This window comes from Psychrobacter sp. AOP7-A1-24, from assembly GCF_052376235.1.
GTDB lineage: Bacteria > Pseudomonadota > Gammaproteobacteria > Pseudomonadales > Moraxellaceae > Psychrobacter.
In genome coordinates this window covers 155241-172382 of record NZ_JBQSVM010000001.1, presented here as the reverse complement: position 1 = coordinate 172382, position 17142 = coordinate 155241, and the positions used below count along the sequence as shown (strand labels likewise).

Annotated in this window: 9 protein-coding genes and 1 pseudogene; 7 read left to right on the top strand and 3 right to left on the bottom strand. The window is 41.0% G+C overall.

Features of this window, described 5'->3' with window-relative positions:
• Positions 1 to 46: 46 nt before the first annotated feature.
• The 3 genes from ACT3QQ_RS00770 to ACT3QQ_RS00760 form a co-directional block, all read right to left on the bottom strand.
• Positions 47 to 2173: an ATP-binding protein gene (locus tag ACT3QQ_RS00770; protein ID WP_444526515.1), complete on the bottom strand. Its 2127-nt coding sequence runs from the start codon at positions 2171 to 2173 to the stop codon at positions 47 to 49.
• Positions 2174 to 2258: 85 nt separating this feature from the next.
• On the bottom strand, positions 2259 to 2978 hold the full coding sequence (locus tag ACT3QQ_RS00765) for a response regulator transcription factor (protein ID WP_444526514.1): 720 nt from the start codon (positions 2976 to 2978) through the stop codon (positions 2259 to 2261).
• 243 nt (positions 2979 to 3221) lie between these two features.
• A complete protein-coding gene (locus tag ACT3QQ_RS00760) occupies positions 3222 to 4463 on the bottom strand; it encodes an efflux RND transporter periplasmic adaptor subunit (protein WP_444526513.1) in 1242 nt (413 codons plus the stop codon).
• A 696-nt stretch (positions 4464 to 5159) separates the two neighbouring features.
• Here ACT3QQ_RS00760 and pilG point away from each other — a divergent pair.
• The 7 genes and pseudogenes from pilG to ACT3QQ_RS00725 all read left to right on the top strand — a co-directional run bounded on the left by pilG (position 5160) and on the right by ACT3QQ_RS00725 (position 17134).
• On the top strand, positions 5160 to 5537 hold the full coding sequence (pilG, locus tag ACT3QQ_RS00755; RefSeq protein WP_444520270.1) for a twitching motility response regulator PilG: 378 nt from the start codon (positions 5160 to 5162) through the stop codon (positions 5535 to 5537).
• Positions 5538 to 5716: 179 nt separating this feature from the next.
• A complete protein-coding gene (locus ACT3QQ_RS00750; RefSeq protein ID WP_444520269.1) occupies positions 5717 to 6079 on the top strand; it encodes a response regulator in 363 nt (120 codons plus the stop codon).
• Positions 6080 to 6082: 3 nt separating this feature from the next.
• Positions 6083 to 6613 carry a chemotaxis protein CheW gene (locus tag ACT3QQ_RS00745; RefSeq protein ID WP_444526512.1) on the top strand — a complete coding sequence of 177 codons (531 nt, stop codon included), beginning with the start codon at positions 6083 to 6085 and terminating at the stop codon, positions 6611 to 6613.
• A 344-nt stretch (positions 6614 to 6957) separates the two neighbouring features.
• Positions 6958 to 8187: pseudogene (locus ACT3QQ_RS00740) on the top strand (methyl-accepting chemotaxis protein); the annotation flags it as partial.
• Between the two features lie 183 nt (positions 8188 to 8370).
• On the top strand, positions 8371 to 9228 hold the full coding sequence (locus ACT3QQ_RS00735) for a CheR family methyltransferase (protein WP_444526511.1): 858 nt from the start codon (positions 8371 to 8373) through the stop codon (positions 9226 to 9228).
• 30 nt (positions 9229 to 9258) lie between these two features.
• Positions 9259 to 16146, top strand: a complete 6888-nt coding sequence (locus tag ACT3QQ_RS00730; protein WP_444526510.1) for an Hpt domain-containing protein — start codon at positions 9259 to 9261, stop codon at positions 16144 to 16146.
• On the top strand, positions 16139 to 17134 hold the full coding sequence (locus tag ACT3QQ_RS00725) for a chemotaxis protein CheB (protein WP_444526509.1): 996 nt from the start codon (positions 16139 to 16141) through the stop codon (positions 17132 to 17134). The genes ACT3QQ_RS00730 and ACT3QQ_RS00725 overlap by 8 nt, the downstream gene beginning before the upstream one ends.
• Positions 17135 to 17142 lie beyond the last annotated feature (8 nt).

The window sequence follows — 17142 nt, the reverse complement described above, 5'->3', positions numbered from 1 at the left end:
ATGAGAGCGATAGCGCAATAGCTATCTGTATAAGGATGGGAGTTAGTTACTCGTGATAGTTGTAATGAGGGTCGTGATGAACTGGGATGGTCACTAAGAATCTAGTATGACCATTTAGCGTATCTGTAATAATGCGTCCTTGATGTGCGGTAACAATTTGTGAGACTAAGGATAACCCTAATCCGGAGCCTTTATTTTTCTGCTGTAAACGTACAAAAGGGCTAAAGACTTCTTCTCGTTTGCCTTCAGGGATACCGGTACCTTCGTCGATCACGGCTAGTACAACATATTTTGGTAAAGGACGTTCAGGCTCAGTTTTCGCTTTTTTCATATGCTTAGCAAACAAGCCCTCTTTACGCACTACAGTGTCTGTTTTCTCGTCATTTGAGCTGTTAGATTTACCGTCAACTCTTGTATTGCTTGAGCTGTTATTTTTTATGGTTGTATCAGTAATAGGTTGATCGGACTTTTCAACATCACCATTCTTAATAGTGTCAGCACTATCGCTATCTATGTTGTTTGTAGAATTTTTTGACGCTACTTCAGTTAAGCTAGAGTTGTTAGTATTATCAGTGTCGTCAGTAAGTTCAGTGGAATCTGGAACAGCCCTCCAAACAACTTTCTTGATTTTGTCGGTCAACTCGCTGGTAAAGCGATAATAATCAGCAAGTAGTGATGACTCAATAGTAGTAGGTGAGGGGTTGCTACTGTCTATTGTGCTTCCATCTGCAAGACCGCTATCAATACTGGCATCATCATTGCTCTCGTTATTTTCATTGTTGGCAGCTATGTCTTCACCGTTTCTATAGATAGTCGGTGTCGGTAGCTTTACTGTAGAGTCGGTCGTTGCTGTGTTGTTTTTATCAGTTGACCTCGTCACGTCGCTTCTAGCAGCTTGGTGCTCAACTACCTTGGCATCAGTGTTTTCTTCATAATCGTCGAAGTCTAAACAGTTGTAATCGACAAAACTACTGCACAGCACTGTTTGTAGTAAATAGTCAGGCACAGTTCCAGCTTCTTCTAAGCTCTGAACACCATATAGTAGTACAGTCACAGGTGGCACGCCATGTAGCATCGCATTATTGAGTAAATTACGGATTAAATGAGTCAGCATTGATGACTGACCATCTATCACAATATGTTCACCAATCAACGTGGCTTCAGGATAATGCTGACGTTCTTGGTTTACTAAATCATATAGATCTAAGGTTTCAACTTGCTGTAAGGCATGACCCGCATCCAACCTGCTAACCAACAATATGCTTTCTACTAAGTCGTTAAGGCCTGATAAGTCGCGATTGATAGCTTGTGCACGTTTGTCAAATTTTGCTTTAGTATCAGTTGGCAGCGAACCAGCTAGCATATCCATCATCTCAATCTGCAGACGAATGCGCGTAATAGGTGTACGCAGCTCATGAGAGGCATGTGCTAGTAGCAAATTATTGGCATCAATTAAATGCTCAATTTTTTGTGCTGCCTGATTGAATCCACGTGCTAGTGCGGCGATTTCATCATTACCCCGCGCATTCACTCGGACAGTAAAATCCCCGTCACCCAATTGAGTCATTTGCTGACTTAAATGGTCAATACGCCATGTCATCGTCCGTGCAATCAGCCACAGCACACCTGCCATAATGAACAAGAGTAGCAAGGTACCAGTGAACAAGTTCAGTGCCGCAGATAAGACAGGCTTTTTGGGCGTCAAACGTGACTCGTACAGCAATGTATAACCTGTACTGCTATATACTTGAGCTTGTTTGGTAGGTGATGTATCGGCAAGCGACGGGAAAACACGCGAAAACAAAGATGGTGTAGGGGGAAGTTCTAAGGGTAGATCGCTGTTGTCAGTTTGCATGAGCAGTCGACCTTCACTGTCATACAACCCCATTTTTGCTTGTAATGATTCATCGAAAATATCGAAGCTTTTTTTAACAACAGCCAGCATAAAGCGCGACTGTAAACGATTGTCTTTACTGATAGAGATATTTAATTCATGTAAAAATGGATCGATTTGCCCTAAGATTTGTGTCGCTAATATCTCTGATCGAATGCCTGCATCTTTGTCATGAACGAGTTGGGTCAACAGAACCATTGCCACAGCGAATAAAGTAAGTGCCAGCATAACGCTGGCAAATAGTTTGGCAAATACGGAACGAAAACCCAATTGCTGCATTAAACGATCTCTATTATTAAGCGCTTGTATCGACCCATAGTATAAAGTTTACACTATGAGCCAGCTAACTAGGTATCCTTTACGATTAGACCTGATCAGTAGCAAACTGATAGCCGACGCCGCGTACGGTAATGATGCGTTTTGGTTGGCGTGGATTATCCTCAATCAAAGCACGTAGACGTGAAATATGTACATCAATCGCACGGTCAATGTTGTCTGAGCTGTCATCATTTGGCATTGCTTGCCATAGTTGCTCACGATTCAAAACCTTGCCAGAATGAGTGGCAAAGTAGTGTAACAACTGAAATTGATGCGTGGTTAAACGTACCGGTTGATCATCGATAGTGACTTCATGACTATCAGGAAACACGCTTAGACGGCCGAAAGTTAGGCTGTCTGATTGACTGTCGGCTTGATTTGGTTGCTCGTGACGACGGATAACAGCACGAATACGTGCTAGAAGCTCACGTGGCTCAAAAGGCTTGGCAATATAGTCATCAGCACCCATTTCTAGACCCAACACGCGATCAGTTGTATCACCTTTTGCGGTCAGCATGATGATAGGTACTTTGTTGGTCATGTTTTTGTTACCACGAATCTTTTGACATACTTGCATACCGTCCATATCAGGTAGCATAAGATCCAACACAACTAAGTCGATATCGCGATCTTTTGTATCCAATAAATCAAGGCCTTCTTGACCAAGGCCAGCATGATGTACATCGTAATAATTCATGGTCAAATAGTCGCTGATCAGCTCAGCTAAATCTGGATCGTCTTCAATCAATAAGATCTGCTTACTCATAGGATTTCCTTTAATTGTTGTTATGGTCTATAAAAAGTATAACGTTTTCGGTAATGACAAATAATTAAACTGTTGAGCCTCTACATTTTCAAATATACAGAATAGCGCATAATTAGATATAACTAGTATCTTAATACTCGGTTAGTGCTATATACAATAGGTCTATATTGCCTAATTTTGCTGTTACAAAACAAGAGAAGCTTTGTTAATGTTTCTACGCAATGTAACTGTCAACATAAGCTATTATGACACGATTACCTTTTTTCCTTTAGAATCAATAGGTAAGTCAGCTAAACAAATCAAGCTATCATTGCTCACACCTGCTATCAAATACTGCTGCGTGGTAGGATTGTACTCGACTACCTCGATAGGTTGGCGTGTCAAACGTTGATCTTGCCCAATTATCCAAACATTTGCAGTCAATGGTTGAAGTGGCATATAAGGAGGTGTTTGTAGTTCTGTCAGATCAACATCATGTAGCGCGCGCTCAGGTACGATAGTACCTACATCTATTTGACCATAATTGACGCGCCCTGTGACTTTCATATTTGGCTTTAATTTATCGCGACTAGCCTCGTTGTCGATAACATTAACATAGACCAAGAGCTTTTTAGGCTGACTGGTCGAAACCAGCTTGCTGACTTGTCCTGTAAATTTATCCGAGAGACCTTCTACAGTAAAGTTAACGGTTTGACCTACTGAAAGCTGCGGTTTTGCCTGTATAGGAAGAGTGGACATAAAATGTAGTTTGGTCTCATCACTTATTTGCATTAGGGAGTCGCGAGCATCTAACTTTCGTCCTGCAATAGCGGATAAGCTCTCTACTCGACCTGAGAAGCTAGCATGAATGGTAATCAAATTATACTGTGCATCCTGTTTAACGGTATTGACATCTACATTCTGATTAATAGGGTCCTTGCTATCCGTATCTATCGTAGAGTTTGATTCTGACGCTTTGTCATTAACGTTGTCAGTCTTTCTAACAACCGCAATATCTGCATTTGGCGCAGCTTGTGCAGATAGAGCAGGGGACTTGGCATCGGGATTTTGCGGATTTTCTGAGTTGATTTGATTAGCACCCTCTGATTCTAAAGCCTCTTGCGTAGATTTTTTCAAGTCTTCAACTTTACTAGCAGTACCCACACGCCTAAAAGTAACTAATGGGCTCCCTTTTTCTACCCACTGACCTTCACTAACCAATGTCTCTTCTATCGTAATTGGATGTACCGCAACAAATGTGGTCTGCTGGATAGGTTCGATATTACCTTGTAATCCAAGGCTTGGTTGATATCTTGAAGTTTTAATACTTAGTATATGTTCTGGCGTCATTGTGACGCTGTCACTTGTGATAGTAAGCGGCGTGTTAGCATTCTCTTCTTTAGCATCCGTAATTACTGATTCATTTACAGGTGACGGCTGACAGGCAGCAACAAATAGCACGCTGAATAAGTAGAGGTTTTTTCTTAAATATCGAGAAGCTGTCATAGCAGTCACCATTGTAGTCGTCATATCATTATATAGTGAATTGCAGCGCGGTGAAATGACAGTAAGACATTTGCTAACCTCGAGAGAACTGACTATTGAGACATAAAAAAATTAAAATTATGCTTTTAGATAATAAGTACAGCTGTTTGTAATACCGATGAGTTTGGATATAGTTTTGTTATTCACTGGAAAAGAAATAATAGCTATGCTAAAACAAACACTATAAAATATATTGATACACTTTTATTACAAATGAAAATTATCCAGTAAGGTTTCTATTGAATACATACAATAGGCAAGCATAAGAAGAGCTTCTTTTTTCGAACTAGGCTCCCCTTTATATGAAAACTAATATATTTGCAGTAGTCTTAGCAAGATTTGAATAAATATCATATATGTATTATTTCATTATATATTTGAAGGGTAAGTCAGCCAATTAAGAGTATTCAAATAACGTTAGATTCCATGAGACTAATAACTACAAAATGCGTATAGTACGCTATGTTGAAACCGCAATTGGTTAATAAATATCAATCTGCAAAGAGTCGCTATCAACAAAAATTTCAACGTAAACAATGCAAGCGTAGACAATTATATCGATCTGACAATGAATGATATAAAAGCTAAAATAGCCAAGAAAATTTTGTATTGCTAGATAGCGTTACGAACAAATAGTCGTTTTATAGGATAATGAGAATGGAAAATGATTTTAATGGTTTAAAAGTAATGGTAATTGATGACTCAAAAACCATCCGCCGTACGGCAGAGACTTTATTACAAAAAGTGGGCTGTGAAGTAGTGACCGCTATAGATGGTTTTGATGCATTAGCCAAGATTGTAGATAACAATCCAGATATTATTTTTGTCGACATTATGATGCCACGTTTAGATGGTTATCAGACCTGTGCGTTGATAAAAAACAACCCTGATTATGCGAACACGCCTGTGATCATGTTGTCATCTAAAGATGGCCTATTTGACAAGGCACGTGGTCGTATTGTGGGCTCTGATGAATATCTGACTAAGCCATTTAGCAAAGATGAGCTTTTTGATGCTATCAATCAGTACCGTTAATCGAATAAATATAGACTTAAAGTTAGTGGTTGATATTATCGCACCAGATTATTCAATACAGAATGATCACGATTGAAAAATTGTTACCAATAGATTTATCCGTAACATTTTTATTCATTTTATCTGAACCATATATAAATATATTTTCATAGATATTTTAGAACATAAAGGAATTTGCTATGACTACTGTTTTAGTCATTGACGACTCGCCATCAGAAATGGCGAAATTTCGCGATATGCTTGCCAAAAACAACTTTCAAGTGTTGGAAGCGTCCAATGGTGAGCAAGGCTGCCAAATGGCAGCTGAACATCTACCAGATGTGATTTTAATGGATGTGGTAATGCCTGAAATGAATGGTTTTCAGGCCACACGTAAGATTACACGCGGTAAAACCACTGCGCACATTCCTATCATTATGATTAGTACCAAAAACCAAGAAACAGATAGAGTGTGGGGCAAGCGCCAAGGTGCCAAAGAATATATGAACAAACCAGTTGATGAAAGTGGGTTGGTCAATATGATTCGTAAAGTGATGGAGTAATTTGTGGCTTCTAGAGGATTTATCGAGCTTCTGCGTTTAGCAGATTTGGCACGTGCGCGCAAAAGTGGTCGCCGCGGTGGTCAAGAGTTTGATTGGCAAGGTGTGGTATTTGAAGTCGGTGGACAGCGATTGGTTGCCCCTATGGGTCAGGTATCAGAGGTGTTGTCTATGCCAGAGTACACTAGCCTACCTCTAGTAAAGCCATGGATGCTAGGTATTGCTAATGTTCGAGGGCGACTGTTGCCTTTAACAGATTTGTCACATTTGTTGCAAGTACCAAGTCGTGTAACACAAATGAGCCAACGAAAAGTTATTGTCATTGATTATGATAATAATTTTTCAGGACTATTAGTCGATCAAGTGCTTGGCATCGAACAGTTCACGCAAGAACAATATCGTCCAGAGGCCATTGACCCAGAGTCACCATTTGCGCCTTACAACCACGGTAAGTTTTTTAAAAACGAGCAAGATTGGTATGTGTTTATGCCAAGCCTGCTCGCGCAGGACCCTCAGTATTCAGATGCTGCGATATAGCTATTAACTATACGACACCTGCCTGTCGAGTAATGACAGAATAATAGCGACTGGCATAATAAAGTTTGATGCCAGAAATTCAGCAATTATACAGGCTTTGCTAATCATTGTTTAGATAACAATAAGATTGTCAAAGTCAGCCACGATTAGACTTTGATGACTGTTTGAAAGGAAGACGCAAGATGAGTGATGTTATAAAAAAACCTGTAGATGGCAAAAATGCTGATAATACTTGGAAGCTTTTATTAGGGTTTTTCGTTCTATTAAGTTTGGCTTGTCTGATTTGGCTAGTTAACTCGCTATCATTGGTAAGTCAATATTTTGATAGTTTTAACCAATCGGTTGTTTTACCGGCAGCTATATTTGCAATCGGAGCATTAGGAATCCTGTTTGCCTTGTATCAGCTACTGAAACAACGTGGTGGATCAGAGCGATTGCTTATTGAAAAAGAAACCTTGCGTCGCCGTCAAGAAGCAGAGGCCGAATCCGAGCGAGCTCGTCAAATTCAAGAAGAAAACGAACGTAACCAGATCGCTATTTTACGTCTACTTGATGAGTTGGGTGATTTGGCAGAGGGTGACTTGACTGTCAATGCGACTGTATCAGAAGATTTTACAGGGGCTATTGCTGACTCAGTCAACTTCGCAATTGACCAATTAAGACAGTTGGTACTTGTTATTAACAGTACTGCTGACCGAGTATCGCAATCTTCAGATCAAACGCAGATGAATGCTGTTGAATTAGCCGAAGCTTCTGAACACCAAGCACAAGAAATTGCTGGTGTATCAGCGGCTATTAATGAGATGACAGTTTCAATTGATCAGGTCTCGAACAACGCTGCAGAATCTGCAACGGTTGCCCAGCGTTCAGTTGCTATCTCTCACAATGGAGCAGAAGTTGTACAACGTTCTATTGAAGGTATGAACGTTATTCGTGATCAGATTCAAGAAACATCAAAACGTATCAAACGCCTTGGGGAGTCTTCGCAAGAGATTGGTGATATCGTTGGACTGATTAACGATATTGCTGACCAAACTAACGTTTTGGCATTGAACGCCGCTATTCAGGCATCGATGGCAGGGGAAGCAGGTCGAGGTTTTGCGGTTGTTGCTGATGAGGTTCAGCGTCTGGCTGAGCGCTCAGCGAATGCTACTAAGCAGATTGAAACATTGGTAAAGACTATTCAGACCGATACCAACGAAGCGGTTATGTCAATGGAGTCAACAACTTCTGAAGTTGTACGCGGGGCACGCTTGGCAAAAGATGCAGGTGAAGCACTAGAAGAAGTACAGAGCGTTTCTAACACCTTAGCCGACTTGATCCAAAACATCTCAAACGCTGCATTACAGCAGGCTGAGTCCGCGGGTCACATCTCTCATACCATGAATATCATTCAAGATATTACCTCACAAACTTCTTCTGGAACGATGGCAACGGCCCGTTCTATTGGTGAGCTAAGTGAAATGGCAGCAGCCCTTCAAGAATCGGTAACTGGTTTTAAAGTGACGAACGATGATGAACTATTAGATTATGACGCGTTGGATGCTGACAGTGAGTTAAGAGAAAGTGTTTAATAAGTAGCTACTATTTTCGAACCAGACTGGCAGCATGTATGATTTTTTATATGTAACAAAGTTGCTGTCGTGAGAGTGATCGAAGAAGCTGTATTTATAGTAGGTGGTATATTTAGCTCAGATAATATTAGTGAGTTGAATTATCTACTTACTATAGCTAAGCTGATGTTAGGTAACATTTTGATGAAAGTTGATAGTTTAGATGTACATCGATGGCAAAGGTACATAGAGCAAGAGACTGGATTTGTGCTGCCAGATATACAACTGCAGTGGTTGGCTAATGCAGTCGACTGTACAGCATTATCAAACGGATTGAGCGTTCAACAATTATGGTATCGATTATCAGAAAATGATGAGTTGCGTCAGCAAGTATTAGATAAAGTGCTCATTCATGAGAGTCGTTTTTTTCGACATAAACCCTCTATCGACTTTATCGTAGATTATGCCTTGCAGCATCATAAAGCGGACAAAGTTGATAGTTTGTTTCGTATTTGGAGTGTTGGTTGCGCAAGTGGACAAGAAGCTTGGTCATTGGCTATGAGCTTAGCAGCACAGCACTGTCGAGACTATACAATATTAGGGACAGATGTCAGCGAAGAGGCTATTAAAAGCGCACGGTTAGGACAGTACGATAACAGGCAGCAGTCCTTGATTCCGCAATCGTGTCAACCATTTATTCAGCTCCAGCCAGCTAAAGGCACGTTAAGCAGATTAAACGCTGCCGTGTCAGAAATGGCTAATAAGATGCAAGATAATTGGCAAATAGCACCTGTCTTGCAGCCACATGTCAATTTTGCTGTACATAACATTTTGGAAAAAGAACTACCCACTACGCACCTTCAGCACGTTATTATTTGCCAAAACATGCTGCTATATTTTAGAAAGTTTGATCAGCGTGATATTTTGGCACGGTTATCAGAGCAGTGTGCGTTAGAGGGATATATTATATTGGCTCCAGGTGAGGCGTTGTTCTGGCGTCCTTCAAATATGCGCCGTATTGCGCACCCACAGGTTAATGTGTGGCAAAAAATTAGTGCCTAAATTAGTGCATAGAAGAGTTAGGATAAACCTATGAAAAACCAGCCCAATGACATAGTGACGTTTGAGTGGTTGCTACCATTATTCAATCAGCAGTTATCACAGGTAACTGACGGTTGGCAATTAGGTGAATCTAGCATCGATTATGAGCAGCTAACATCAAGTTATCATCAGATTAGTGGTGCGCTCACCATGCTCAACCTGCCGTTGCTAGCAAGTATTGCTAGTAAGTTAAGTCAACTTGCAGAAGTAGAAGGTTATGATGAGTTTTCTACTGAAGAGCGCCGTATAGGTCGATTCTCTCATCAATTGTTAAAACGTGAGATTAATCAGTATGCGCGTACAGGCATCTATCATATAAAGCTAATAAGTAGGGCAGTTGATGAGCTGGCCCAAGTCTTGTCTCAACGAGGAATAGAAACTGAAGCCCTTATCAACGTTAGTGATATTCAGTGTGAGTACGTAGATGATCATGCTAATTACGAAAATATCATCAATAGTATTGGAGCGGCTGTTCCGTCACATCAAGCAAATACTAACCTAACGAGCGAACAGTGTCAGCAGTTGTTACTCGTATGGCGTCAGCAAGTGCAAGTATTACTGAGCACCAATAAAAATCAGCCATCAGTACTCAGTACTTTGGAAAAAGCTAGCCAGTATCTATGGCAAACAACACAAGATAGCGACTTACAAAAACTATGGTATTTGACCAAATTACTGCTCAGCGACCTAGCCCACAACGAGACGCCGCTTCCTGAACGTTATGCACCATTATTAGGTCAGCTTGATAAAGTTATAGAATCTTGTGTCCAGTCAAATGAAGTGCCTTCAAATATCGTTGTAAAATTGACCATAGCAATCTATGTCGAATTGAGTTATCTAACACACAGTAGCAAACGTACCCAGTCTATTTTAGATGAGGTATTGCAGAGCACCACGACAGCGCCACGTTTTTTACCGCAATTATTAACTCAGCTTGAGGCGCTTATCTTTAAGCTAGATGAGCCTGATACTTTGGTAGTACCTTTACAACATATCAAAGAACAACTCAGAAACCGAGGCTGGACTTATTATGTGTCTCAAGTGGAATCAATCCTTACAGATCTAAAACAGTCTCTTGTATCAGAAACAAGCTTTACGCAGGAACAATGGCAAATTGAGCGCAAGCTGCAAGAGCTATATAACGCTATTTATAGTACTGAGCAGACCATTTCACTTAAAATTGGTGATGCGACTTCTTTCGCTACTGTGCCTGAAGTGACTAGTAGTCACGAGACAGAGTTGACAGGTAAGCATGAGACCATTCCTACCGATGACGGCTTACGTGAGCTGCGAATAGCAGTAGAAGGGATAAAGCAAAGTTTCAACGAGTATATACAACATCAAGATATTGGATTGTTGCCAGAGTCTACTGATTTTACCAGTGTTGGTCAGGCCTTTGATGATATGGAACTGCCAGAAATTCGCCATACAGTGGACGATATAGGTAGCCTATTTGTACAGTTAACTACTCGTAATATCACCACTCCAAGTTGGAGTTTGGTGCAAGCGTTGGCTGAGAGCTTAACCTCTATTGAGCTGTTACTTGATTACCTTGCACAGCAGGTTTTCGATCAACAGTTGCTCACTTTAGCAAACGAACATACGGCTAGAGCAACACAACTTCTTAATACTTATGTCGCATCACCAGAAATGACTAACGAGACTGCAGTCACCCAGAAATTAGCGGCGACAAATGTTGTACGTTACGATGATAGTGGTGAGGTCAGCCCAGTCGTTAATATAGATGATGAACATGTGGCTGAACAAAACAATTCGAGCCTGTCCAATAATACTGAAAGTGATGCACTAAAACAGGCGCGTGAAAACGTGAAGCCCGATAATTTTGAGATAGATGAAGATGTACACGATGTCTTTATCGAAGAAGTGACAGAAGTTATTACTGATCTTGAAGATTTTCTTCCTATTTGGGCGCAAGACTCACAAGATTTAACACCGTTGACCGAAGTGCGCAGAGGTTTTCACACCCTAAAAGGCTCAGGCCGTATGGTTGGTGCTTTTAGTATCAGTGAGATAGCATGGTCAATCGAAAACTTGCTCAATCGTTTATTGGATAAAACATTACCAGTAACAGATGAGGTTGTAAATCTAGTAATTGAGACAACAAAAACTCTACCAGTATTGGTAGCAGATTTTTCAGCGCAGCGACCACCAAGTTTTGATCCTGCGATCGCTATTTTACGAAGTAGTAATTTGATGAGCCAGCAGCCTGTCAATGCTGGACTGACGTTAGCTGAACTTGAACCTAAAACGGCTGTGTTAGATGATGTAGAAATAGAAAAATCACCAATACAGATTGATGATATCGATGATGATTCTAATAACGACCGCACCTCGTTAATTACTAACTCGAATAACAAAGAAGCCAATATCAACGAATATCTATCTACATTGGCTATTCCAGAGAGCCTGGCACCTTTTATTAAAGACACCAATCAACTACCAGCTGATGCCAACGATGCAGACCCTGATATCAAAGAGATATTTATAGAAGAAGCCAATGAAGTATTGGCAGAAATCGTGCCTTTATATGAAAGCTGGCAGAAAGTACCGACCGACCTAGAAGGCCTAAAAGATATTCGTCGTGGATTTCATACCTTAAAAGGTTCGGGCCGTATGGTAGGCGCTAACTATACAGCTGAACTGGCATGGTCTATAGAAAACATGCTTAACCGCGTTTTAGGTAGTAGTATCGTTATTTCAGCTGATATGCGTCAGCTGATTACAGATGTACTAGCGGCCTATCCTAAAATGCTAACAGCATTTGAATATAATACTCAAGACTATCCAGTTGTTGTCCCAATGTGGATTGCGTGTGCTAATGCGTATAGTAAACAGAAGAGTAGTGAATTCAGCTATGTTGATTTGTTTGCACAATCAATAGATAGTCCTACAGATGAAATAAATGAAGAGACGACATCTTGGCCTGTCATGGTTGAGACTAGCGATGCTTATGATGATAGTGATGCTTATGATGATAGTGATGCAATAGACTCTACCTTACAGACCTTTCACTCAGTCAATGAACGAATGGCAGAGGCAACGATTGTCCTTAGCCCTCAAACCGAGGAAGAGAAAGCATTTTGTAAGATATTTATTGATGAAGCAGAAGAGCTGCTTGATTGTATCGAACAGTTTGTCAAAGATAATAGAGACCAAAACCATATAGAAATCACAGATAAAATCGTACGCGCATTCCATACTCTGCGCGGCGCTTCTGGATCTAGTGCTTTGGCGGCTATCAGTGAGGTCAGCGCAACCATCGAGCATAGCTTAGAGCTCTTGCAACAACAAGATAGAGGAATGAATGCTCAACACTTGGAAGCATTAGCTCAGTCAGCCACATTAATAAATGGCTATCTAAATAACTATAAGCAAAATATAGAACAGCATGATGATTTGCTAGAGAATGATGGTTCACAGAGTCAAAGTGATATAGCGTCGTTGCAAGCCATGCTTGGTGAACAACATGTGGTTAATGGCACTACCATCATCACAAACGAAAAACCGACGATAGAAGAGTTATTAGACAGTAGTATTGATACGTTGCTTGATGCTGAGTGGGAATTAGATGATGCACTGAATCATAATGATATAGAGCATGTCCAAGGTTATGTAGATCAGCAAGTGTCACAAATAACTTCTCTCATGGAGAGGGCGCAAGTATTTCCAAAGTTTGTTAAAATCCTTGATGAGCTTGGTAATGCGTATCGTTATTTGAGTAACAACCTTGATAAAGCCCAAGACAAAGATATTCAAGCAATACTGCATGCAGGTCATGCTCAACTAATAGGCTTGTTTGATGCTTTAGCTGGAAGTACATCTTTAAAAATAGATAAACAAGTCATCGATGAGCTACAGAGTATCTATCAAGAAAGTGACGATAACGAAGACGTTGATTTCGTTGTTAGAGCGGTTCCAGCACCTGAACTACAGTTTGAGACCATTGACACTGATGCAGAGTTGTTAGAAATATTTTTAGAAGAAGCGCAAGAGCTTGATACTGCACTAGATGAAAGTTTCAATAAATGGCGTGCCGATATCACAAATATCAATGCATTAAAGGTTTTACAGCGTCACCTGCACACAATTAAAGGTGGTGCACGGATGGCGGGTATCCGTAGCATTGGTGATTTGACCCATGAAGCAGAAAGTGTCTATGAGTCGTTTGTAGAAAACCGAAGAGCACCAACAGCGCAGTGGCTTGAAATCATGCAAATGGTGCAAGACACAATGTCGCAGCAAGTAATGCACATTGTGAATCATAAACAGTCTTTCTTTACTCCAGAACTTATTGAGCAGTTGCAAAAACTTGAAAAAACGAAAGCTTTACCAGAAACAATTAATTTAGTCATACCAGCACCGAAAAGTCATTTCGAACCTACAGAGAGTAGCCTTGCGAACGATATTGCTGACAAGAACAATGAGTTATTGAGTACCCTAAGTCTAGATAGCATGATTAAGCAATCGTGGGCTAATGGATTGCCTGACCCTGATATATTAGCGGTATTTTTAGAAGAGGCAGAAGAGCTTACCAGTCGTAATAAGTATCTGCAATTGTTCTTGAAAGACACAGGTAATACCACAGCATTACAAGCACTCCAGCGTGATTTGCACACCATAAAAGGTGGGGCGCGAATGGTTACTGCCTCCGGTATTGCTGACTTGGCGCATGAGATGGAGTCAGTCTACACTGATTTTGTCAGTAATCGACGTCCAGCTACCAAAAAAGCATTAGAGTTGCTGATTGCAAGTCATGACTGGCTAGCTGACGCGGTATTTATTCTTCAACAACAGGTTAATCCGCCGACGCCGACGTTATTGATTGAGGCATTAGAGCAGTTTAGCAAAAATCCTGATAGCCTAAAAACCATACCTAAAGAGTCCTTACAAACGCAGCGTGAAGCAGTCTTAATTGCCAAAGCAAACCAAGACTCACAGTATCTTGCAAAAGATATCAGTGAAATGCCATCTATGCTTAGAGATACTCACGAAGAAGAACAGAGCACTAGTAGTAATGAAATGATTCGTATCTCAGGTGGTTTGATCGAGCATATGATTAACCTATCTGGTGAATCAGCGATTAACCGTGCTCGTATTGATATGGGTATCAGTAGTTTAACAAACAGTATTGAAGAGATGGGTACGACAGTACAGCGTTTAGCAGATCAGTTACGTCGTATGGAAACTGAGCTGGAAGCACAGATTTTGTCTCAAATAGATGATGAGCTCATTCATAACGAAGACTTTGACCCTCTAGAAATGGATCAATATTCTTCCTTGAATCAGCTATCCAAGTCATTGACAGAGTCGGCCTCAGATTTGGTTGATATTAACCATACATTGTTAGAAAAGACACGCGATAGTGAGAGTTTGCTATTACAGTTGTCTCGTACCCAGACTGAACTGCAAGATGGCCTGATGAACTCACGTATGGTGCCATTTACGCGCTTGACACCACGTCTTGAACGTATCGTACGTCAAACAGCTAATGAGCTTAATAAGTCTGTTGATTTGACTATCATCAATGCTGACGACGAGATGGATAGAACCATTCTAGAGCGAATTACTTCACCACTTGAGCATATGTTACGTAATGCTGTTGATCATGGTATTGAAACCACGTCAACCCGTCTGAAGTCAGGCAAAGAGCGTAGTGGACGTATTACTCTTGAGGTAAATCGTGAAGGTAGTGAAATCATCATCAAGCTAACAGATGACGGCCGCGGTATTGACGTTGAGGCAGTACGTAGTAAGGCCGTCTCTCAAGGTCTGATTGATGAAGACGATGATAGTTTGTCAGACCTTGATATTATGCAATATGTCTTCAATGCTGGATTAAGTACTAGTCAGCAAGTGACTCAGATTTCTGGACGCGGCGTTGGTATGGACGTCGTTATTAGTGAAATTCGTCAGCTAGGTGGAGCAGTATCTGTTGTTTCGGAGTCTGGCAAAGGCTCGAGCTTCACAATGCGTCTACCATTAACGGTAGCTGTGTCTGATGCGTTGGTTGTTCGTGCTGCAGATCGCTACTATGCGATTCCATTGGTACAGATTGAGCGTGTGGTTCGTGTTAATCCAGAGAAACTTTATGACTATTATCAATCAAATGACGCCACGCTAAATATTGAAGATACTGAGTATCGAGTACGCTATCTAAATGAGATTCTATCAGGTAATAAATTAAATGAGTTGGTTGTAAATACCAATACTAGCTTACCGCTTATCATTATTAAAAACCGTACTGGACAGAATATTGCTTTGCAAGTGGATCAGATTGCAGGCTCGCGCATAGAAGTCGTTGTCAAACCTCTAGGCCAACAATTATCAAATATTCCAGGGGTTTCAGCTGCTACTATCATGGGCGATGGCTCAGTGATGCTCATTTTAGATTTGATTGCTCTCATGCGTAATGCGCAGTTGGTCAAAAACATTACGAAAGCTGTTGACACCAAAAAAGGGCGCATAGAGTCTAAACCTAATATTCTAGTCGTCGATGACTCCGTGACGGTACGTAAAGTAACCTCACGTTTCTTGGAGCGTCAAGGGTTCAATGTGGCAGTCGCTAAAGACGGTATTGATGCGATCGAGATACTGCAAGACGTCACTCCAGATATGATATTGCTTGATATCGAGATGCCTCGTATGGATGGCTTCGAAGTGGCGACTCAAGTCAGACATAGTAGTCGTCTGAAACAAATTCCAATTATTATGATAACGTCACGTACTGGCGAAAAGCATCGTGAGCGTGCCCTAGAGATTGGCGTAAATGATTATATGGGCAAACCATTCCAAGAAAAAGAGTTGCTTAATAAAATGCAAAAATTACTAGGTGAAGGGGCTAGCCTGACTAATGAATGATAATGCACGTGTTTTAGCGCTGCGAAAAAAAAATAAAAACGATATTAAGGTGATGGTGGTGGCAGAAGATCACCGCCAGCGCATGGCTTTTTCAGATACGGTACGTGGTTTTGGTTTTACGCTGGTCGGCTGCGTTTCACGAGCACAGTGGCAGGAGACACATGCATTGTCTCATGAAGCTATTGATATTTGGCTAATAGACAGTGATTATGATGACAATGTGGCAGTCGCGACTGTAGCATCCAGACCAGCAGCAGTACTGGTAGGCTTCAGTCAGGCTCCATATCTAAACGAATCCCATGAATACGCAAAATGGCAACGTAAATTGAAGCGTAAGTTTGCCCAATTGCTTGACTTGCCAATATTGGCAGATGCTCCAGTTTATAAGAGCAATGATAATGATTGGTGTTATGTCGTATTCTTGGGCGCCTCTATGGGTGGTCCTAGTGCGGTAAAAGAGTTTTTAGATAATGTACCAGCCACATTACCAGTATGTATTTTATTGGCACATCACTTCAATCAGGCTATGGTTGGTACGTTACCCCGTATACTTAACCGCCATAATGACTGGCGCTGTAAAGTGATTGCCTCTTCACAGCGATTGCGGGCAGGGCAGTGTCTGATAGTCCCTATTGATAAACAGGTTGTCTGTGATTCGACAGGTCGCGTGATACTATTGGATCAAGAATGGTGTGGTGAATATAAGCCTGCAATTGGACAATTACTCAAAAATACCAGTGATGTTCATGGTAGCGAGCTTATCAATATTATATTCTCAGGTATGGGTAACGACGGCTCTCAGTATTTAGATTTAATCCGAGACAATAATAGTCAATTGTGGGCACAAGATCCAAGCTTGAGTGCATGTCCAAGTCAACCTCAGGCTATTATTGATTCAGGATACTGTGGCTTTGTTGGCAGCCCTACCGAATTAGCAAAAAAACTAATCGATTACATTAGTGAAAGGGCAGCTAGCCATTCACATTAACTCGTTGC